Origin of the sequence: Streptomyces pseudovenezuelae (assembly GCF_029892565.1) — a bacterium.
GTDB lineage: Bacteria > Actinomycetota > Actinomycetes > Streptomycetales > Streptomycetaceae > Streptomyces > Streptomyces pseudovenezuelae_A.
The window spans coordinates 595743-614668 of sequence record NZ_JARXVH010000004.1; the positions used below are offsets into that span (position 1 = coordinate 595743).

An 18926-nucleotide genomic window follows, 5' to 3' on the forward strand; every position below is an offset into this window, starting at 1 on the left:
TCCCCCGTTGGTTGAGGACTGGCGAGTGTAATGGTTCATGACTTGCGCAACCTTTGAAGGCTGGACGCCGAGACGGCCCCCGAAGCCTCGAATTCCCGGAACCAGCGGCATTCACACGTCCGAGGGCCTGACACACCCAGAGGCATAGGGTTGCCGAATTGTTATCGAGCGAATTGTGTTGCCCACGGCGGATGTTGAATGTCAAGGCCGCTGAATTGGCCCCCGGGACACGTGTCGAAAATCCGCTGATTATCGGTTCCGGATGTCGGATTCCCAGGTTTTCGCTTCCCGTGGCCTGCTTCGACGCGCCACCGCATCCCAGAGTGTCGGCCGGAACAACCGACCCCGGTGCACAGCACCGCAAAGGGAGAATTCAGTGAACGTCACGACCACGGCGGGCACGCCGGTCGAGCGGCGGGCCGCCACGCTCGTCATGGCCTGCGTCGGCGTCTTCGTCGCCTATGTGCCGGTGACCACCGTCTCGGTCAGCCTGCCCACCGTCCAGCGCGCGCTGAACGCGTCGACCTCCCAACTCTCGTGGGTGTCCGACGCGTTCGTGCTGCCCATGGCCGCTCTCATCCTGACCGCCGGCGTCTTCGGCGACGTACACGGCCGCAAGAAGGTCTTCCAGGCGGGTCTGGCGTTCGCCGCTCTCGGCGCTGCCGTCGCCCTGTGCGCGCGGTCCGTCCAGGTGCTGTGGGTGGGCCAGGCCTTCGCCGGCATCGGTGCGGCCGCCCTGCTGCCCACGACCCTGGCGCTGATCAGCCACGCCGTCCCGGACCCGCGCGAACGCGGCAAGTTCGTCGGCCTGTGGGCGTCCGCCCTGCTGGGGGCGCTCGCCGTCGGCCCGCTGATCGCCGGCGTGATCCTGAACCACGTCGGCTGGCGCTGGATCTACCTCCCGGCCCTCCCGGTGTCCCTCGTCGCCATGGCCGTCGCGTCCCGCACGCTCGTCGACTCCCGCGCCCCCGGCGCCGCCACCCGCCGCCTCGACTGGCCCGGCCAGCTCACCGCCGCGCTCGCCGTCACCGCCCTGGTTTACGGCGTCATCGAGGGCGGCGCGGAGTCCTTCGCGGACGTCAAGGTGCTGCTCGCCCTGTTCGTCGCGGTCGTCAGCGGTGTCGCCTTCGTCATGGCCGAGCGGCGCAGCGCGAGCCCGATGCTGGATCTGTCGCTGTTCCGCAGCCCGGGGTTCAGCGCCACCACCCTGGTCGCGACGATCACCTTCCTGGGGCTGATCGGCTTCTTCTTCGTGCTGAGCCTCTACTTCGGCATGGTGCAACGGCTCGACACACTGGACGCCGGCTACCGGCTGCTCATGGCCACCGGGGTGTGCCTGCTGATGGGACCGATCACGGGCCGCCTGATGCACCGCATCGCGCCCCGCCTCATGATCACCGCCGGTCTGCTGGTCACCGCGGGCGCGCTGTTCTCGCTCACCGGCATCGACGCCGACACGTCGTTCGGCTCGCTGGCCTGGCGGCTGGCGCTGCTCGGCCTGGGCCTCGGCTGCGTGATCACCCCGATGACGGCCACCGCCGTCAGTTCGGTGCCGCACCACCTGGCCGGCATGGCCGCGGCGGGCAACAACGCCTTCCGCCAGGTCGGCGGCGCCCTCGGCCCGGCCGTCCTCGGCACCCTGCTGACCACGAGGGCCACCGACGCCCTGCCCGGTCACCTCACCGACGCGGGCCTCGGCCGGCCGACGGTCGAGGCGGTCACCGCGGCGGTGGACCAGGGAGGCCTCGGCGCCGCGGCCGGTCTCGACCTGGGCTCCGACCAACCGCGCGCCCTGGCCGCCCTGAGCGAGGCCTTCCTGGACGGCCTCCAACTCTGCCTGCTCGTCGCCGGATCCCTGGCCCTGCTCGCCGCCCTCGTCGCCGCGATCCTGCTCCGCCCCCGGCGCGAGCCGCTCACCAAGGTCGCCGCCTCCCACCCGCAGGAGCACACACCGGCCGACGCGGCCACCGCCTCGTGAGCGACCATTGCTGATCTGTACCGGCAAGCCGAGGAAAGGACCCGACGTGCGTCTGCGCTGCGCTGTGCTCGACGACTTCCAGAAGGTCGCTACCGAACTGGCCGACTGGTCGTCCGTGGCCGACCGGGTCGATGTCGTGGCCTTCTCCGAACACCTCGACTCCGAGGACGAACTGGCCGCCGCCCTGGCCGAGTTCGACATCGTCGTCACCCTGCGCGAGCGCGTCCCCTTCCCGGGCACCCTGCTCGCCCGCCTCCCCCGGCTGAAGCTGCTGATCGCCTCCGGCATGCGCAACACGGTCATCGACTACGCCGCCGCCGAGGCGCACGGCGTCACCGTGTGCGGCACGGCGAGCTCCTCGACGCCGCCGGTGGAGCTGACCTGGGCGCTACTGCTGGGCCTGGCCCGGGGGATCGTCGAGGAGAGCAACTCCCTGCGTTCCGGCGGGCCTTGGCAGCAGACGGTGGGCGCCGACCTGCACGGCCGACGGCTCGGGCTGCTGGGTCTGGGGAAGATCGGCAGCAAGGTGGCGCAGGTCGGGCTGGCCTTCGGGATGCGGGTCGGCGCCTGGAGTCAGAACCTGACCGCGCAGCGCGCCGCCGAGGTGGGCGTCGAACTCGCCTCGTCCAAGGAGGAGTTGCTGTCCGGCAGCGACTTCGTCTCGGTCCACCTCGCCCTGGGCGACCGCACCCGCGGCCTGCTCGGCCCCGCCGAACTCGCCCTCCTCAAGCCGACCGCCTATCTGATCAACACCTCCCGCGCCGCGATCGTCGACCAGGACGCCCTGCTCGCCGTGCTCCACGCGGGCCGGATCGCCGGAGCGGGCGTCGACGTCTTCGACGTGGAACCCCTCCCCGCTGGTCACCCCCTGCGCACGGCACCCCGGCTGCTCGCCACGCCGCACCTCGGTTATGTGTCGCGCGGGAACTACGAGACGTACTACGGAGAGGCCGTCGAGGACATCCGGGCCTTCCTGGACGGGAAACCCGTACGACGACTGGGATGAACGACCGTGACCACCGGTCAGCGGAGGCGTTGAACGGGGAGTGCGACGGCGAGTGGTGCCGGCGCACTCCCCGAGTACAAAGGAGAACGTGATGTCTCGCATCGCGAAGACGGCCGCCGTCGCCCTCGGCGCCGGTGCCGTGGTCCTCAGCGGGACCGGCCTGGCCATGGCTGACGCGGGCGCCCAGGGCGAGGCCGTCGGCTCGCCCGGCGTTCTGTCCGGCAACGTCGTGCAGGTCCCGGTCCACATCCCGGTCAACGTGTGCGGGAACACCGTCAACGTGATCGGCCTGCTCAACCCGGTCTTCGGCAACAGCTGCGTCAACGAGAGCGGCCACAAGGGTCACCCCGGCCCGGGCGGCTACGGCTACGGCGGCTGACCCACAGTCGTACAACCGGTCGAACCCAGCAGTACCCACGGAAGAGCCCCGGCACCTCGAGCGCCGGGGCTCTCCCCATGTCCGGAAGGGACGGACGGTGCGTACGGCCGTCAGGCGTAGCGGTAGATCCGGCTGACGTCCTCCAGCGACTCCGGTGTCACGTCCCACGGCGGCATCTTCTCGCGCCGGGCGATGATCTGGCCGTGCTGCGGGCTGGCCGGTCCCGGCGGAGTGGCCGGCAGATAGCGGGCGCCGCGGTGGCGGCTCTGCCAGCGGGACCACTGCAGGTCGACGAAGGCGTGGTGCAGCCAGAAGACGGGGTCGTTGACGGAGGCCCCGCCGAGCATGACCCCGCCGACCCACCGGTGGACCCGGTTGTGGTTGCGCCAGGAGACGGTGCCGTGGCCGGTCCCCCATCCCTCCAGCCTGTTGCGGAACCCCTTGGTGAGCGTGGAGTCCCAGGGCGAGAAGTCGTACACCGGCTCGGCGAGCGCCGACTCCAGCTCGGACTTGGTCGGCAGCGCCATCGGGTCACGGGCCCGGCCGAGGTCCCGGGTGAGGAACTCCCCGTCGGTGACGCCCTCCTTGATGGTCCAGTTGCCCGTCCCGTAGGCGAACGGCCCGGTCGTCACCTGGTGGTCCGAGCGCCGCCCGTTGCCGCCGAGCAGGTCCTTGGTCCAGGGCGCCGAGGTCGCCGTACGGTTCCGCGTCCAGTCCCAGTACGGCACGGTCACCGACGAGTCGACCCGGCGCAGCGCCTTCTCCAGCTCCAGCAGGAACCGGCGGTGCCAGGGCAGGAAGGAGGGCGTCATGTGCGCCGCCCGCAGCCCGTCCTCGCCGTCGGCCGTGTAGTACTCGATGTGCGTCCGTACGAACTCGTCGTACTCCCCCCGCTTCTTGACCTCCAGCATCGCCTTCACGAACCGCTTCTTCTCGGCGGCCGTCAGTGTGCTGACGTCCTTACGCGTGTACGCCATGTTCGCCCCCCATGTGCATCTTCCCTCCGCTCATCGGCCCCGGCGCGAGATCGCGCAGTTGCTCACCGGGCCCGAGTTCGTCGACCGCCGCCCGGGCCGCCGCGAGCGGCGTCGGGTACGACCGGTAGTGGTCGACCATGCTCAGCCAGGTGCCGTCGGCCCGGCGCATCAGGTGCAGCGGGCGGCCGTCGACGGTGACCTCCCAGTGGATGTCCCGCTCGGAGACGTGGGCCGCGGCCGTCCGGAAACCGACGATGTGCCGGCCTCGGTACGTCTCCTCGAACGCGGTGTCCCCGGGCCGCGGTTCGTCGTGCAGGGGCCGGGAGGCGGCGACGACGGGCGCCAGCGCCAGGGCCACGGCCGGCACGAACAGCCCGCGCAACACGTCCCGTCGGGTGCCCTGCGCGGGCCCGCCTCTCGTGCGGCCCTTCGGTGCCGGTTCCGCACCCACGGGTACTCCACCCACGCTGACGACCATGGCTTGCCTTTCGTCGGGTCCGTTCGTCCACCCCGGTAACCGCCCAACGGCCCGTGCGGTCACGTCGTTCGGCTCACGGGGTGACCGGGTCCGGACACGCCGACGGGCCCGGACCCGTCGCGGCGGCCCGGGCCCGTCGGCCCTGTCCCGTGAATGCGCGCTGCCTCGCGGGCCGTTCGGCCCGGCTCCGGCGGCGTCCGTCCGCCTCTACAGGCCGGGGCCGAGCCCCAGGTTGGCGGCCGGCACGGTCTGCAGCACCGGCGCGAGCACGCCCGCCTGCGGGAGCTTGAGGTCGGGCAGGCCGGCGTTGTCGGCGTTCGGCGGGGTCAGCGGGGCGTCCAGGGACAGGCCCGGCGCGAGGGTGCGCAGGTCGGAGGCGGGCGCCTCAAGGCCGACGTGGTCGAAGTCGTCGCCGAGGATGTGCGGCAGGGGCGCGCGCAGGACGGCGCCGGGCAGGCCGCCGTTGACCGGCAGCTGCGGGATGACGTGCTCGGGGATGAGGCGGCCCTCGACGTACCGCGGGCCGTCGGGCTTGCCCGGCATGGGTACGGGGATCTCGCCGCCGAGCTTGGGGAGTTCGATGTTGAGGGCCTGCTCGGCGCCCTCCAGCGGTACGGGGACGGGGACCGTGCCGACCGCTGCGGCGGGGGTCGCGGTGGCGGCGCCCACGGCGGCCGCGACGCCGGTCAGGACGGCGGCAAGGGTTCCTCGGGTGGTCGACTTCATCTCGGGTACGGTCCCTTTCGGAAGGTCGGAGGGCTCTGCGTGCGTACCGAGTAACGAGGCTGCGGACGGCATCAGTTCAAGTTTCGCCCGGGTGCAGCAGTAGTCAGCTTGTCGAGAAGTCCCACCAGTCCGACCGGTCCCACCGACGGACCGGGGCCTGTGGGCAGACCCCGGTCACCGCCGAATCGAGTCCCCGTCTCAGCCGCGCAGTTTGCGGGCCGGCAGGATGACGTGCGCCGCCGAGTCGAGGGTCTCCTCGGAGCCCGCGAAGGCGGCCAGCGCCTCCGCCTCCAGGGGCTTGCCCGGCTCGGCCTCGGGCCAGGGGCGGGTGGTGAACACCAGGTAGGCGTAGCCGCGTTCGGCGACGGCCTCGAGCCACTCGGGCGGCGGGACGCACTGGGCGTTGCAGCCCGGCATGGTGACGACGGCCTGGCCGCCCTCGACGAGCATGCTGACCGGCAGGCTCGGCCGGGTGGCGGCGTCGACGAGCTCTCCGCCGACGGGCAGCCCGCTGTTCTTCAGCAGCTGCGCGACCGCGGCGGAGGAGGCCTCGGGGCCGTTCGGCGCGTCCCCGAGGGGATAGGCGAGGAGATAGGGCATGTCGCCGTCGGGGGCCTCGCCGCTCCAGGCAAGCACGACGAGCGTGCCCAGGTCGGCGGCGCCGAACGGACGGGTTTCGCTTGAGGTTGAGGTCACCGCGCGACCTTATCGACGCTCCGGAAGGCGCCCTGACGCCTCATCACCCGACCGGGCGATCGTGCCCGCCGTGTCCACACGAACGAGGGACGGCGCTCGAACAAGCCCGAGGGCCGACTCCGCGCGGCGGGGACTCGACCAGGAGTCCGCCGGGGAATCGGCCCTTTCGGTGAAACGCCGGGAAACGCCGGGAATCCCCGACAAATGCCGCCGGAATTACGTCACTTCTGCAGGGGAAGCCCGCCGAGCAGCCCACCGGTGTTGTTCAGCGCGGCGGTCGCGCCCTTCACGGTGTTGAGCAGCGAGTCCTTGTTCTCGGTGTCGAGGGCGTTCGACTGGTGCTGCAGCGGCATGACGTCGGTGGGCTCCAGGCGACCGCTGGTGAGCGTGTTCACCGCGCCGTTGAGGCTGGTGGGCGTCACATCGGAGGCGTTGTAGGCGAACGCGGGCGCGGCGGCACCGACGAGGGCCACGGAACCGGCAACGACTGCGGCGGCCTTCAGGGACTTCATCGGGTTCGGGTTCCTTTCTTCGGCGACTCAAGTCACCAGGTGGAATTCTGACGCCGTGCCTAACGACTTCCCACGGGGCTGGAAACCCCGGAAGCAGAAACTTTCTGCGGCCCACCCGAATGAACGGTGCGTCTCATCGGCGTTTCTCATCCTCATATGAAAAGGCCGGCGGGCCGACCCGGAAAGGATCGGCCCGCCGGCCTTTCGGCATACGCCCGTCGGCGCGCCCGGGATCAGCTCGTGGGCAGCGCGGGCAGCGCCGGCGGCGCCACCGGGAGCGAGGGCGCCGCAGGCAGGCTCGGCAGGGCCGGCAGTCCGGGCAGGCTCGGGGCGGGCAGGCCGCCGCCCAGCAGGGTGGCGGCGAGGACGTTGACCAGGCCGGTCAGGACGCCGGTGACCGCGGGGACGACCTGGGCGACATCGCCGGAGGTGACCGCCGCGAGCAGCGTGGTGACCGCCTTCTGCAGGGCGGCGAGAGCGTCGGCCGTGAGGTCGGCGGGCGCCTGCGGCTTGGCGTCGTCGCCGCTCTTGGTGGTGGGCAGCCCGGGCAGGGCCGGCACGGCCGGAAGAGCCGGAGCCGCCGGAACCGCCGGGGCCGCCGGAACCGCCGGGGCCGCCGGAACCGCCGGAGCGGCCGGGGCCGCGGCGGTGACCTTGGCGATGGCGTCCTTCACGGCGTCGCCGAGCTTGGTCGCCTGGTCGGCGGAGAGCTGGCCGTTGTCGGCGGCGAGCACGGCGTTGAGCAGGTCGGTGACCGGGGTGAGCACGGTGCCGAGGTTGCCCAGGCCCTTGACCTGGGCGAGGAGCGCGTCCGCGCCGGGGACGGGCGCATGCGCCGCGGCCCGGACGCTCTGCTCCCGGGCCGAGTAGGCGTCGACCGCGACGGCCGCCGGTGCGGCGAGCCCGATCAGGAGGGTGGCGCTGAGCGCGGTGGAGGCGATACGCCGTGCGGGCAGAGCACGCATGGGTGGTCCTTTCGGTGGTGCGTCGGATCTTGTGCCCACCGTGAAAGCGCTCACTGCACTCTGCAACCGAACGAACACGCCCGGCCACCGCTCGATCCCCGCGCCGTCGACGTCCTCCCTGGTGAGAAGCGCGTCGACGGGTGCACGCCAAGTCCGGCACCCAAGCCCCCATTCGGGGCAACGAGAACCGGCCGCCCGCCCGTGATGGAACCACGGGAGGACGGCCGGCTCAGGGTGTTGCGCTGCGTCGACAGACGTCAGTCGTTGGTGCACTCGTTGCCGAACGCGGGGTTCAGCAGCGCGATGACGTTGACGGTGTTGCCGCAGACGTTGACCGGCACGTGGACCGGGACCTGGACGACGTTGCCCGACAGCACGCCCGGCGAGTGGGCGGCAGCGCCGTGCGCGTCGCTGTCGGCGGAGGCGATTCCGGCGCCGCCGGCGACGGCCGCGGCGGCGGCGGTGGTAAGGACCAGGCCCTTCGCGATACGCGACATGGAGAGGTGCTCCTTGGGGGTTGTCACATACATCCGGGCGGACACCCGGCGCTGTGTCAACGCGCGGCGCCCGCGCGGGTTGTGCCGCCAATGGAGTGATCCCGAAAACGGCCCCCCTTCACCATTCAGACACACTTGTCGCGTTTCGCAGGATTAATACGGATAGCGGCTAGAGTTGCGCACCTCCTGACGCACCCCTATAGCAAGCAAATCGCATTCATGACGCCCCCCTGACTTTCCGAAAGGGCAACGCCGGTCATGCGCATTTCTCTGGGTCCGCTGCTGCGCCGTGCGACGGTCGGAGTCCTCGCCCTCGCCACGATCTGGGTACCCGGCGGCGCACAGGCGGCCGCGCCGCCCGCCGCCGAGGCACAGCGTCTCCCGTTCGCCGAGCGCTACCACGCGGTGCAGCACGGCGGCATCGTCCGCGCGGCCAACGCGGCCATCAGCTGCCGCACCGGCGGCGCCAAGGGCGCCCCCGCCTGCCCGGCCGCCCGCGACGGCGACCGGGGCGCGAACGGCGACTTCGACATGTTCTACGTCGACGTCGACCGCGACCCGAACACCTACAACTCCTCCCGCGCCGAGGTCCGGCTGCCGGAGCGCTCCCGGGTGACGTACGCGCGCCTGTACTGGGGCGGCAACCTCAAGGTGGGCGAGCAGAAGCCGCCGAGGGACAACGGGCGGGTGCTGATCGCGGAGCCCGGCGGGGAGTACAAGCAGGTCCTCGCGGACACCGTCGTGGGGCACCAGGTGGCGCGGGGCGCGGACGCGTTCCAGGCCTCGGCGGACGTCACGAAGCTGGTCCGGGAGAGCAGTTCGGGCCTGTACACCGTGGCGCAGGTCAATGTGGCGATGGGGAAGTCGGCCGCCGGCGCGTGGGGCGGCTGGACGCTCGTGGTGGCGTACGAGAACGCGGCGGAGCCGCTGCGGCGGCTGTCTCTGTGGGACGGTTTCGACACCCTGGAGCCGGGCCCGGGCCGGGAGATCCGGCTCGGCGGAGCGCGCTTTCCGAAGGGCGCCGGCGGCCGGGCCGGCCTCGTCGCGTACAACGGCGACCGCGCACGCACCGGTGATTCGATCACACTGTCGACCGGCCACGGTTCGAACACCGTGCTGGCCGACTCCGCCAATCCCGGTGACGACGTACTGAATTCGACCATCTCGGAGCCCGGCGCGGCCCCGGAGTCCCGGGTTCCGGCGTACTCGAACACGCTCGGCTACGACTCCGATGTGTTCGATCTCGGCAGCGCTCTGCGACGCGGCGGTGACCAGCTGGCCTTCCGGATCGTTTCCCAGCGGGACGCGGCATGGGCCGGCGTGCTCTTCGCGGCCGTCGACGCACAGCAGTGAGGCGCGTTCCCGCCCGCAGTCCCGAGCGCCGTCCGTGAGCGAGGAAACCGCGCAATGCACCTGTCAGCACCCGACCCTCGGCCACGGGTCCTGCACCTCACCCAGCCGGTGGACGCCGGGGTCGCCCGTGTCGTCACGGACCTGACGCGGGCTCAGCTCGCGGCCGGCCTGCACGTCACCGTCGCCTGCCCGCAGAGCCCGCTCACGGACCGGCTGCGGTCACTGGGCGCCGATGTACGGCACTGGGAGGCGGCGCGCTCGCCGGGACCGGCACTCCTCGGCGAGGTACGCCGACTGAGGCGCGTGCTCGCGGACGTGCGGCCCGATCTCGTGCACGCGCACAGCGCCAAGGCCGGGTTGGCCGGGCGGCTCGCGGTGCGGGGGCGGATCCCCACGGTGTTCCAGCCGCACGCCTGGTCGTTCGAGGCGGTCGGCGGGACCACGGCGGCACTGGCGCTCAGGTGGGAGCGGTGGGGGGCGCGTTGGGCCTCCCGGGTGGTGTGTGTGAGCGAAGGGGAGCGCGCGACCGGCGTGCACGCCGGGATCGACGGGCGCTGGACGGTCGTACCGAACGGCATCGACCCCGAGCGCTTCCACCCCGCGGCCGTGGACACCGTACGGGCGACGCTGCTGCCCGATGGCGATCCGGCGGCGCCGCTCGTCGTGTGTGTGGGGCGGCTGTGTCGGCAGAAGGGGCAGGACGTTCTGCTGGACGCGTGGGAGGGCGTGACGCGGCGGGTGCCCGCGGCTCGGCTGGTGCTGGTCGGTGACGGGCCCGACCGGGCCGAACTGGCCGCGCGTGCGCCCGCGTCCGTGCTGTTCGCGGGGGCCGTCACCGATCCGGTCCCCTGGTACCAGGCCGCCGATCTGGTGGTGCTGCCTTCGCGCTGGGAGGGCATGGCCCTTGCCCCGCTGGAGGCGATGGCCTGCGGGCGGCCCGTGGTGGTGACCGATGTGGACGGCGCCCGGGAGAGCCTGCCACTGGAGTTGGCACCGCGCTGTCTCGTCCCCCCGGACCGCCCGGCCCAACTCGCCGACGCCGTCGCCGAGTTGCTGGTCGACCCGCTGCTGCGTGAGTCGCTCGGCCACCAGGGGCGCCGATACGTCCTGTCCACGCACGACGTGCGGCACGCGGCCGAGGCGGTCGCGGCCGTGTACCGCGAGCTGCTGGGCGCCGCGCCCACCGCACCCGTCGTGCCCTCCGAGTGCAGGGAGTCCATCCACTCGTGACTGCGGAAAGTACGGTCCCCTCGCCCGGCGGGCAGCCACGGGATCTCGGATTCTCACCCCTCTCGGTCATGCCGGCGCGCGGCACCGCCGCCGGTTTCCGGTTCCCCGCCCGCCGGCCACCGGCCCGGCCCGCGTCCCCGCTGCCGCTGCTCGCCGCGGACCTCACCGCCGCCCTGGTCGGCTCCCTCGTCTTCGCCAGGGCCCCGCACGGGCCGCTGCTGATGGCGCTGTTGGTGGCCGCGTCGATGCTGCTGCGCACGCAGACGGCACGGCCGGTGCCGGGCGTCCTGGACGAACTGCCCGCCGTCTGCGGCCGGATCGCGGTCGCGTGGATGGCGCTCGCGTCGCTCGTCGCGGCGCACTCCCCGCAGCACGCGCTCTCCGCACGCACCCTGCTCCTGGGCTTCCTGATCCAGTCGGCGGCCGCCTCGGCGAGCCGCGGTCTGGTGCACTGGCGCCGCCGCACGGCCCGGCTGACCCGCCCCCGTACCGCCCTCGTGGTCGGTCCGGCGGCGACCGCCCAGCGCGTGGCCTCGTCCGTGCTGCGCCACCCGCGTTCCGGTGTGCTCCCGGTCGGCGTCGTCGCCGAACACCCGGACGGCACTGACGGGTTGCCCGTTCTGACGACGGGTCAGGAAGTGCAGCGGGCGCTCATCCAGAACGGCGTACGGGACGTGCTCTGCGTGCACCCCTCGGTCCGGACCCAGCAGGGGCCGCTGCTGCGGGCGCTCGCCGAGTCGGGCTGCGCGGTGTGGGAGGTCGACGCGGACTCACCCTCGTACGCGTCGAACCACCAGTTCGCCGGGTTCTCCTGCCGGCGGCTCGACATGGGGTACGGGCGGCGGCGCGGCAGCGTCGGCAAGCGGGCGCTGGACGTGCTGGTGTCCGGGACCCTGTTGGCGCTGGTCAGCCCGCTGCTGCTGGTGTGCGCGGTGGCGCTGCGGCTCAGCGACGGGCCCGGGGTGGTCTTCCGGCAGGAGCGCATCGGCAAGAACGGGCGCCCCTTCACGCTGCTGAAGTTCCGCACCCACCGCCCGGTCGACGAGCACGAGTCCGCGACCCGCTGGAGCGTGGCCGACGAGCACCGAATGTCGTGGTTCTGCCGCTTCCTGCGCCGCACCTCGCTGGACGAGCTGCTCCAGCTGTGGAACGTCTTCTGGGGCGACATGAGCCTGGTCGGGCCGAGACCCGAACGCCCTTATTTCGTCGCCAAGTTCAGCCAGACCTACCCCGGTTACGCGGCCCGCCACCGGATGCGGACCGGCATCACCGGCCTGGCCCAGATCCACGGGCTGCGCGGCGACACCTCGATCGAGGACCGGGCCCGCTTCGACAACGCCTACATCGACAACTGGTCGCTGTGGCAGGACATCTGCATCCTGCTGCGCACCGCCGCCTCGCTCGTGCGTCCGACGGGGAGCTGAGCCGATGAGCCACGCACTGACCCTGCCCAGGGTGCGGGAGTGGTCCCCCGTCCTCCCGGTGATCGCCGTGATCGCCCTGCTCGGACTGCCCCTGACCCCCGGCGGCGACGGGGGCGCGGGCCCGGCCGACGCGGTCTCCGCGCTGGTGGTGCTGTACTGCGGGATCCGGCTCGTCCGGGACCGCCGGCGCCCCCTGACCCGTACCTCCGCCGTGGTCCTCGGCCTGCCCGTGGTCGGGCTCGCCCTCGCCGCGATGGGCGCGGCCTCGCCGGGCGCCGGGGTCTCCGGCCTCGGCCGCTACCTCCAGATCTTCGTGCTGGTCCCGGCGGCCGTCGTGCTGCTGGTCCGCGACCGGAGCGACTTCCGCCTGCTGGCCTGGTCGTTCGTCGTCCTCGCGCTGTGGCAGGGGGCGATCGGCGTGCAGCAGTTCGTCACCGGGACCGGCGCCTCCTACCAGGGCGAGGAGATCCGGGCCGTCGGCACCTTCGGCGCGACGGACGTGATGGGGATGGCCACGGTCGTCTCCTTCGGACTGATCTGCGCGCTGGGCCTCGCACTCGGCCGAACTTCCGTACGCCAGCAGGCGATCGCCGTCGGCTGCGCGCTCGCCCTGCTCGTCCCGCTCGCCCTGTCCTTCAGTCGCGGGGCGTGGATCGCCACGGCCGTGACGTGTGTGGTGCAGCTCGTTCTTGCCGGGCTGCGGCGGGCGTTGAAGGTGGGTGCGGTCGCGGTCGCCGCCGGGGTGATCCTGGTCGGCGGCTTCGGGGTCGGCTCGGCGATGCTCCAGGAGCGGATCGACAGCATCACCCAAGTCACCGACGCCCCCGACCAGTCCGTCGTCGACCGGTACACGATGTGGGCGGCGGCCGTCGACATGTGGCGCGAACAGCCGCTCACCGGCGTCGGGTTGAAGGGCTTCCCCGAATACCGGGACGCGCACGCCTCCCTCGCGCTGTCCGCAGGCAGCGACACCGAGGGCGCCGGCGCGGCCTTCCGTAAGCAGCCCCTGCTCTCCCCGCACAACATGTACCTGCTGGTCCTCGCCGAACAGGGTCTCATCGGCCTGCTCGCCCTCGCGGGCAGCTGGCTGGCGCTCCTGGTGTGCGGCCTGCACGGCCTGTGGCGCGCGCGGCGGACGGGCACCGGGCTCGACTGCGCGCTCGTCGCGTGCGGGCTGCTGGTCTGGCAGTTGATCGACTTCGTGTACGCCGACATCGGCGGCCCCTCGACCGTGCTGACGGCGGTGTGCTTCGGGCTGGTGGCGTGGTGGTCGCTGGTCGGAGCCCGCGGCTCGGACCGGGCGCCGGCCCCGGCGAGTCCGGTCGGCCGGCGCGCCGAGGAAGTCGCCGCGCGATGACAGTGACGCCCTCACGGACCCCCGGGACCGACGCCGACGCCAAGGCGGCCGTCCCCGCGGCCCGGGCGCAGTCCGACGGCGTCACCGAACTCGCCCCCGTCTCCCGCGGGTTCCTCGCCAAGGCCGCGTTCGTCACGGCCGCCATGTCCATCGCGGGGGCCCTGCTCGGGCTGATCCGCGATCAGGCGCTGGCCCGGCTGTTCGGGGCCGGCAGCGAGACGGACGCGTTCCTGGTCGCCTGGACGGTGCCGGAGTTCGCGGCCACGCTGCTGATCGAGGACGGGCTGGCGTTCGCGCTGATCCCGGCGTTCAGCCTGGCCCTGGCCCGCCGCGCGCAGGGCGCCCCCGGCGACCCCGTGCGCGCCCTGGTCGCCACCACGCTGCCCCGCCTGTCGCTGGCCTTCGTCGCGGTCGGCGCCCTCCTCGTCGGTACCGCGCCCTGGGTGGTCGAGGCCCTCGCCCCGGGCCTGCCCGACCGCGACCTCGCGGTGGACTGCACCCGGCTGACGGCGACCTGCGTCCTGAGCTTCGGCCTGGCCGGCTACTGCAGCGCGGCCCTGCGCGCCCACCGCCGTTTCCTGGCCCCCGCGGCGATCTACGTCGCCTACAACACCGGCGTCATCACCGCGATGTTCGTCCTCGGCGGACGCTGGGGGGTGCGCTCGGCGGCGGTCGGCGTCGCGGTGGGCGGGCTCCTGATGGTCGCGATCCAAGCACCGTCCCTCGTACGGCAGTTGAGGCGCGGGGCGAAGTCCGCGGAGAACACAGCAAGCGCGGCGGGCACACCGGTCGCGGCGAGCCCGGCGGTCGGCGGCGACGACACCGTGCGGCCCATCGACTTCGCGCTCGTCGCCACCGTGCTGCTGTTCGCGCTGTGCCGCCAGTCGCAGGTGCTCATCGAGCGCTTCCTCGGCTCCACGCTCCCCTCCGGCGCCATCTCGCACCTGAACTACGCGCAGAAGGTCGCGCAGATCCCGATGACGCTGTCGATGATGCTGTGCACGGTCACCTTCCCGGTGGTGGCGCGGGCGCTGGCCGACGGCGACACCGAGCGGGCCCGCAGCCGGGTGGAGCGCGATCTGGCGCTGGCCGTGTCCATGGTGCTGCTCGGCGCGGCCACCGTGGTCGCCTGCGGTCCGCAGATCATCGAACTCCTCTTCCAGCGCGGCGCGTTCACTGCCCAGGACACGGCCGCGACGGCGGGCGTCATGCGCGTGTACGCCCTCGGTCTGCTCGGCCAGACCCTCACCGGTGTCCTGGTCCGCTCCTACTTCTCGGCCGGCCGGCCCACCTGGTACCCGGTCCTCGCGATGGCCGCCGGCATCGTCGTGACCTCCTGGATCGGCGCCTGGACGCTCGTGCCGTGGGGCGTCTCCGGCATCGCCCTCGCCAACGCGACCGGCATCACCGTCACCGCCGTACTCCTGCTGGCCGGCATGGGCCCGCGCAGTGTGCCGATCCGCACCCGGCGGGTGCTGGTGGAGCTGAGCAGGCCGGCCCGGGCCGCGGTGGTCGCGACGGCGGCCGGGGCGTTCGTCGCGAGCCGTGTGGACGCCGCCGTCCCCGGGCTCGCCGCCGGCACGGTCACCGTGACCGCCGTCTTCCTCCTCCTGTGCTGGGCCCTCGACGCCGAGGGTGTCGTCCCCGCACTCCGTTCCGTCCGTTCCGCGACCCGAAGGCTGACGCATGGCCGCACCCGTTGACTCCCCAGCCACCGCCGGCCGCCGCGCGCCCGGCCCGGTCCCGTGGGTGGCGATGTACCACTCCGTCGGTGACTGCTCGGACGACCCGTACCGCATCACCGTCACCCCCGAACGCCTCGACGCCCAGCTGAAGTGGCTCGGCCGACGCGGACTTCGGGGCGTCTCCATGGCCGACCTGCTCGCCGCCCGGGCCCGCGGCGAGGGCCGCGGCCTGGTCGGGCTGACCTTCGACGACGGGTACGCGGACTTCGTCGACGGTGCCCTGCCGGTGCTGCGGTGCCACGGCTTCGGCGCCACCCTCTTCGTACTGCCCGGCCGGCTCGGCGGCGACAACGCCTGGGACCCGCTGGGCCCGCGCAAGCCGCTGCTGACCGCCGACGGCATCCGGCACGTCGCCGCCGAGGGCGTCGAGATCGGCTCGCACGGCCTGACCCACGTCGACCTCACCAAAGCGGACGACGCCACGCTGAGTACCGAGGTCGCCGAAAGCCGGGCGGTACTCGCCGAGTTGACGGGCGTCCTGCCCATCGGCTTCTGCTATCCGTACGGGACGATCGACCAACGCGCCGTCGACGCCGTACGGGACGCCGGGTACGCGTACGCCTGCGCCATCGACCCCGGCGAGCTCAACGGCCTGCTCGCACTCCCCCGCGTGCACATCGGGCAGAACGACACCGCCGTACGCCTCCACCTCAAGTACCGGCTGCACCGCCTGCGTCGGCGTCCCGTCGAGGGGCTGCGGTGAAGGCGCTGCACGTCATCACCGGGCTCGGCGTTGGCGGTGCGGAGCAGCAACTGCGGCTGCTGCTGCGGCACTTGCCGGTCGACTGCGATGTCGTGACGCTGACCAACCCGGGCGCGGTCGCCGACGGGCTGGTCGCGGACGGGGTGCGGGTCACACACCTCGGCATGGCCGGCAACCGCGACCTGGCCGCGCTGCCCCGCCTGGTCCGGCTGATCCGTTCGGGCCGCTACGACCTCGTGCACACCCACCTCTACCGCGCCTGCGTCTACGGTCGCCTCGCGGCCCGCCTCGCCGGTGTGCGCGGGATCGTCGCCACCGAACACTCCCTGGGCGACTCGCAGATGGAGGGCCGCAGCCTCACGACGGGCGTCCGCGGGCTCTATCTGGCCAGCGAGCGCCTGGGCCGTTCCACCGTCGCCGTCTCCCCCACCGTCGCCGACCGCCTCAAGCGCTGGGGCGTGCCCGGCCCGCGCATCGAGGTCGTCCCGAACGGCATCGACCTGACCCGCTTCCGCTTCGACCCGGTCCAGCGCCACCGCACCCGCCAGCGGCTCGGGCTGCCGGAGGGCGCGTACGTCGTCGGCGGCATCGGCCGGCTCACGGCGGGCAAACGCTTCGACGTCCTCATCCACGCCCTGGCCCAACTGCCTTCGGATTACTGGCTGTTGCTGGTCGGCGGCGGTCCGGAGGAGAACGTCCTGCGGCGCACCGCGCACGAGGCAGGGGTCGCCGACCGGGTCCTGTTCACCGGCGAACGTCCCTACGTCACCGACGGCACCCCCGGCCCGGACCTGCCCTCCCTCACCGCCGCGATGGACCTGCTCGCCTCGCCGTGCCCCGAGGAGGCCTTCGGCCTGGCGATCGTCGAGGCGCTGGCGTCGGGCCTGCCGGTGCGCTACGCGTCCTGCCCCGCGATCGAGGACCTGCCCCCCGGTGCCGCGTCCGGCGCACGCCAAGTGCGGGGCGTCACCGAGGAGTTCGCCGCCGCCATCGCCGCGGCCCGCGCCGCGGAACCGGGCCCGCGCGCGGCCCCCGACGCGGCCCGCCACTACTGCATCACCCGCAGCGCCGCACAGCTGATGGACGTCTACGCGGCCGCTGCCCCCGAGAAGTCGTCGTTGTCCCCGTCCACTTCACCCCAGGGAGCCAGTTCCCCATGACCGAGAACACCTCAGGCCCACGCCGCCCCGCCGCCCTGACCCGCGCCCGGGCCCTGCCCCCGTGGACCCTCGTCGCGGCCAGCGCCCTCGCCGGCGGTCTGCTCGGCGGCGGGTACGGCCTGGTCCAGCCGCAGGAGTACACGGCCACCAGCTACGTCGTCGCCGTGCCGACCGAGAAGTCCGACCCGGCCTCCGCGCTGGGCTTCGCGCAGGCCTACGGGCGGGTCGCGACCCAGCTCGCGGTGCTCGGGGACGCGCAGGTGTGGGCGGGCGTGCCGGTCAAGACGCTGCAGTCGAGCGTGCAGACGGCGACCTCGCCGGACGCCCCGATGGTCTCGATCACGGCCACCTCCGACCGCCCCGACCTCGCCGCCGACATGGCCAACGCCGTCTCCCGCGCCCTGACCCGGCACGCGAACGACGTCAAGGCCACCACCAACGTCGAACTCCAGCAGTTCGCCCGCGCCACCAAGCCGACCGCACCCTCCTCGGCCTCCCCGGCGGTGACCGGTCTGGTCGGGGCGAGCGCGGGCGGACTGCTCGGCGGCCTCGTGCTGCTGGTACGCCCGCGCCGGACCGTCGCGGCCGAGGCCGGCCGACCCGCCTCGGTGCCCGGCCCGGCCGTCGCCGCCGAAGCCCACGGCCAGCTGTGACGTACACGACCCAACTCGTCACCGACGAGGGCGAGTTCGCCGAACTCGCCCAGGACTGGGCGCGGCTGTACGACCGTTGCCCGTCCGCGACCCCGTTCCAGAGCCACGCCTGGCTGCACTCGTGGTGGCTGTCCTACGGCAGCCCCGGCCGGCTGCGGCTGCTCCTGGTGCGCGACGGCGCCGAACTCGTGGGCGTGGCGCCCCTGATGCGGGTACGACGTCCGGTGCCCGCGCTCGTCCCGCTGGGCGGGGCGATCTCCGACTACGGGGACGTCCTGCTGGACGAGGAGCGCGGCGAGGCGGCCGTCACCGCGCTCACCGAGGGGCTGGCCGCCTGTGCCCGGACCGCGCTGATCGACCTGCGCGAGGTGCGGCCGGGCGGCGCGGCCGAGCGCGTCTACGAACGCTGGCGCGGGCCGCGCCGCCGGGTCGGCGACTCGCTGTGCCTGGAGCTGCCCGCCCTGCCGATGGCCGACCTGGTGGCCCGGCTGCCGTCGGGAAAGGCCCAGCGGGTCCGCGCCAAGCTGCGCAAGCTGACCGCGCTCGGCATCGAACGGCACGTCGCGACACCGGACGAGGTGGACAAGGCGCTGCGCCGGCTGCTGGAACTGCACCAACTCCAGTGGCAGGGGCGGAAGGTGACGTCCGAGCATCTGCGGCCCCGGTTCTGCGAGCACCTGGTGCGCTCGGTCGGGCCGATGGTGCGCTCCGGGGACGCGGTCGTCACCGAGTTCCGGCTCGACGACGACGTGGTGGCCGTCGATCTGACGCTGCTGTCCCGCCGGCTGGCGGGCGGCTACCTGTACGGCGCCCACCCGTGCCTGCGGGAACGCAAGGCGGACGTGGCCGTGATGCTCCTCGACGCGTGCGCCGAGCATGCCCAGGGGACGCTGAGCCTGCTGCGCGGCAACGAACCGTACAAGCATCACTGGCGGCCCGAACCCGTCGTAAATCAAAGGCTGTTGCTGGCCAGGCGCCGTACCGCCCCGCTGCTCGCGGCGGCCGTGTGTGACGTGGCCGCGCGGCGGCGGGGCAAGGAGCTGGTGCGGACGTGGAGGGAGCGCGGTGGCGGCGGACCGTGAACGGC

19 protein-coding genes are annotated in these 18926 nt (G+C 73.0%); 12 read left to right on the top strand and 7 right to left on the bottom strand.

What is annotated here, in order from left to right; genetic code table 11:
• Window positions 1–376: 376 nt before the first annotated feature.
• The 3 genes from M2283_RS15455 to M2283_RS15465 all read left to right on the top strand — a co-directional run bounded on the left by M2283_RS15455 (window position 377) and on the right by M2283_RS15465 (window position 3363).
• A complete protein-coding gene (locus M2283_RS15455) occupies window positions 377–1978 on the top strand; it encodes an MFS transporter (protein WP_432423081.1) in 1602 nt (533 codons plus the stop codon).
• Between the two features lie 46 nt (window positions 1979–2024).
• Window positions 2025–2984, top strand: coding sequence for a D-2-hydroxyacid dehydrogenase family protein (locus tag M2283_RS15460; RefSeq protein WP_280876766.1), 960 nt, complete (start codon window positions 2025–2027; stop codon window positions 2982–2984).
• Window positions 2985–3075: 91 nt separating this feature from the next.
• Window positions 3076–3363 (top strand): chaplin, encoded by a 288-nt coding sequence (locus M2283_RS15465; protein ID WP_280876767.1) that lies wholly within the window; start codon window positions 3076–3078, stop codon window positions 3361–3363.
• A 110-nt stretch (window positions 3364–3473) separates the two neighbouring features.
• On the opposite strand, the gene M2283_RS15470 is transcribed toward M2283_RS15465, so the two are convergent.
• The 7 genes from M2283_RS15470 to M2283_RS15500 form a co-directional block, all read right to left on the bottom strand.
• Window positions 3474–4340, bottom strand: a complete 867-nt coding sequence (locus tag M2283_RS15470) for a tyrosinase family protein (protein ID WP_280876768.1) — start codon at window positions 4338–4340, stop codon at window positions 3474–3476.
• Window positions 4324–4818 (bottom strand): tyrosinase cofactor, encoded by a 495-nt coding sequence (locus M2283_RS15475; RefSeq protein WP_280876769.1) that lies wholly within the window; start codon window positions 4816–4818, stop codon window positions 4324–4326. Before M2283_RS15475 ends, M2283_RS15470 begins: the two co-directional genes overlap by 17 nt.
• A 207-nt stretch (window positions 4819–5025) precedes the next feature.
• Complete coding sequence (locus M2283_RS15480) at window positions 5026–5544, bottom strand: hypothetical protein (RefSeq protein ID WP_280876770.1); 519 nt, start codon at window positions 5542–5544, stop codon at window positions 5026–5028.
• Window positions 5545–5742: 198 nt separating this feature from the next.
• Window positions 5743–6240, bottom strand: coding sequence for a DUF5949 family protein (locus M2283_RS15485; RefSeq protein ID WP_280876771.1), 498 nt, complete (start codon window positions 6238–6240; stop codon window positions 5743–5745).
• Window positions 6241–6461: 221 nt separating this feature from the next.
• On the bottom strand, window positions 6462–6752 hold the full coding sequence (locus M2283_RS15490; RefSeq protein ID WP_280876772.1) for a hypothetical protein: 291 nt from the start codon (window positions 6750–6752) through the stop codon (window positions 6462–6464).
• Between the two features lie 233 nt (window positions 6753–6985).
• Window positions 6986–7717: a hypothetical protein gene (locus M2283_RS15495; protein ID WP_280876773.1), complete on the bottom strand. Its 732-nt coding sequence runs from the start codon at window positions 7715–7717 to the stop codon at window positions 6986–6988.
• A 257-nt stretch (window positions 7718–7974) separates the two neighbouring features.
• A complete protein-coding gene (locus M2283_RS15500) occupies window positions 7975–8214 on the bottom strand; it encodes a chaplin (RefSeq protein WP_280876774.1) in 240 nt (79 codons plus the stop codon).
• Window positions 8215–8472: 258 nt separating this feature from the next.
• On the opposite strand from M2283_RS15500, the gene M2283_RS15505 reads away from it, so the two are divergent.
• Genes M2283_RS15505 through M2283_RS15545 form a run of 9 tightly spaced genes read left to right on the top strand, consistent with a single transcriptional unit; the run spans window position 8473 to window position 18921 of the window.
• On the top strand, window positions 8473–9567 hold the full coding sequence (locus M2283_RS15505) for a DUF3344 domain-containing protein (protein ID WP_280876775.1): 1095 nt from the start codon (window positions 8473–8475) through the stop codon (window positions 9565–9567).
• A gap of 54 nt (window positions 9568–9621) precedes the next feature.
• Window positions 9622–10797 (top strand): glycosyltransferase, encoded by a 1176-nt coding sequence (locus M2283_RS15510; RefSeq protein WP_280876776.1) that lies wholly within the window; start codon window positions 9622–9624, stop codon window positions 10795–10797.
• Complete coding sequence (locus M2283_RS15515) at window positions 10794–12221, top strand: sugar transferase (protein WP_280876777.1); 1428 nt, start codon at window positions 10794–10796, stop codon at window positions 12219–12221. Before M2283_RS15510 ends, M2283_RS15515 begins: the two co-directional genes overlap by 4 nt.
• Window positions 12222–12225: 4 nt before the next feature.
• Window positions 12226–13578 (top strand): O-antigen ligase family protein, encoded by a 1353-nt coding sequence (locus tag M2283_RS15520; protein ID WP_280876778.1) that lies wholly within the window; start codon window positions 12226–12228, stop codon window positions 13576–13578.
• Window positions 13575–15281 carry a murein biosynthesis integral membrane protein MurJ gene (gene murJ / locus M2283_RS15525; RefSeq protein WP_280876779.1) on the top strand — a complete coding sequence of 569 codons (1707 nt, stop codon included), beginning with the start codon at window positions 13575–13577 and terminating at the stop codon, window positions 15279–15281. Before M2283_RS15520 ends, murJ begins: the two co-directional genes overlap by 4 nt.
• Complete coding sequence (locus tag M2283_RS15530) at window positions 15265–16026, top strand: polysaccharide deacetylase family protein (RefSeq protein ID WP_280876780.1); 762 nt, start codon at window positions 15265–15267, stop codon at window positions 16024–16026. Before murJ ends, M2283_RS15530 begins: the two co-directional genes overlap by 17 nt.
• A complete protein-coding gene (locus M2283_RS15535; protein ID WP_280876781.1) occupies window positions 16023–17186 on the top strand; it encodes a glycosyltransferase in 1164 nt (387 codons plus the stop codon). The genes M2283_RS15530 and M2283_RS15535 overlap by 4 nt, the downstream gene beginning before the upstream one ends.
• Entirely contained in the window at window positions 17183–17839 is a 657-nt protein-coding gene (locus M2283_RS15540) for a lipopolysaccharide biosynthesis protein (protein WP_280876782.1), read from the top strand. The genes M2283_RS15535 and M2283_RS15540 overlap by 4 nt, the downstream gene beginning before the upstream one ends.
• Entirely contained in the window at window positions 17836–18921 is a 1086-nt protein-coding gene (locus M2283_RS15545; RefSeq protein ID WP_280876783.1) for a GNAT family N-acetyltransferase, read from the top strand. Before M2283_RS15540 ends, M2283_RS15545 begins: the two co-directional genes overlap by 4 nt.
• The last annotated feature ends 5 nt before the right edge of the window (window positions 18922–18926 follow it).

Excerpts from the sequence above, each read along its gene's own strand:
- M2283_RS15465 (WP_280876767.1), top strand. The coding sequence starts at position 3,076 with ATGTCTCGCATCGCGAAGACGGCCGCCGTCGCCCTCGGCGCCGGTGCC.
- M2283_RS15470 (WP_280876768.1), bottom strand. The coding sequence starts at position 4,340 with ATGGCGTACACGCGTAAGGACGTCAGCACACTGACGGCCGCCGAGAAG.
- M2283_RS15475 (WP_280876769.1), bottom strand. The coding sequence starts at position 4,818 with ATGGTCGTCAGCGTGGGTGGAGTACCCGTGGGTGCGGAACCGGCACCG.
- M2283_RS15480 (WP_280876770.1), bottom strand. The coding sequence starts at position 5,544 with ATGAAGTCGACCACCCGAGGAACCCTTGCCGCCGTCCTGACCGGCGTC.
- M2283_RS15490 (WP_280876772.1), bottom strand. The coding sequence starts at position 6,752 with ATGAAGTCCCTGAAGGCCGCCGCAGTCGTTGCCGGTTCCGTGGCCCTC.
- M2283_RS15495 (WP_280876773.1), bottom strand. The coding sequence starts at position 7,717 with ATGCGTGCTCTGCCCGCACGGCGTATCGCCTCCACCGCGCTCAGCGCC.
- M2283_RS15500 (WP_280876774.1), bottom strand. The coding sequence starts at position 8,214 with ATGTCGCGTATCGCGAAGGGCCTGGTCCTTACCACCGCCGCCGCCGCG.
- M2283_RS15505 (WP_280876775.1), top strand. The coding sequence starts at position 8,473 with ATGCGCATTTCTCTGGGTCCGCTGCTGCGCCGTGCGACGGTCGGAGTC.
- M2283_RS15510 (WP_280876776.1), top strand. The coding sequence starts at position 9,622 with ATGCACCTGTCAGCACCCGACCCTCGGCCACGGGTCCTGCACCTCACC.
- M2283_RS15520 (WP_280876778.1), top strand. The coding sequence starts at position 12,226 with ATGAGCCACGCACTGACCCTGCCCAGGGTGCGGGAGTGGTCCCCCGTC.
- murJ (WP_280876779.1), top strand. The coding sequence starts at position 13,575 with ATGACAGTGACGCCCTCACGGACCCCCGGGACCGACGCCGACGCCAAG.
- M2283_RS15530 (WP_280876780.1), top strand. The coding sequence starts at position 15,265 with ATGGCCGCACCCGTTGACTCCCCAGCCACCGCCGGCCGCCGCGCGCCC.
- M2283_RS15540 (WP_280876782.1), top strand. The coding sequence starts at position 17,183 with ATGACCGAGAACACCTCAGGCCCACGCCGCCCCGCCGCCCTGACCCGC.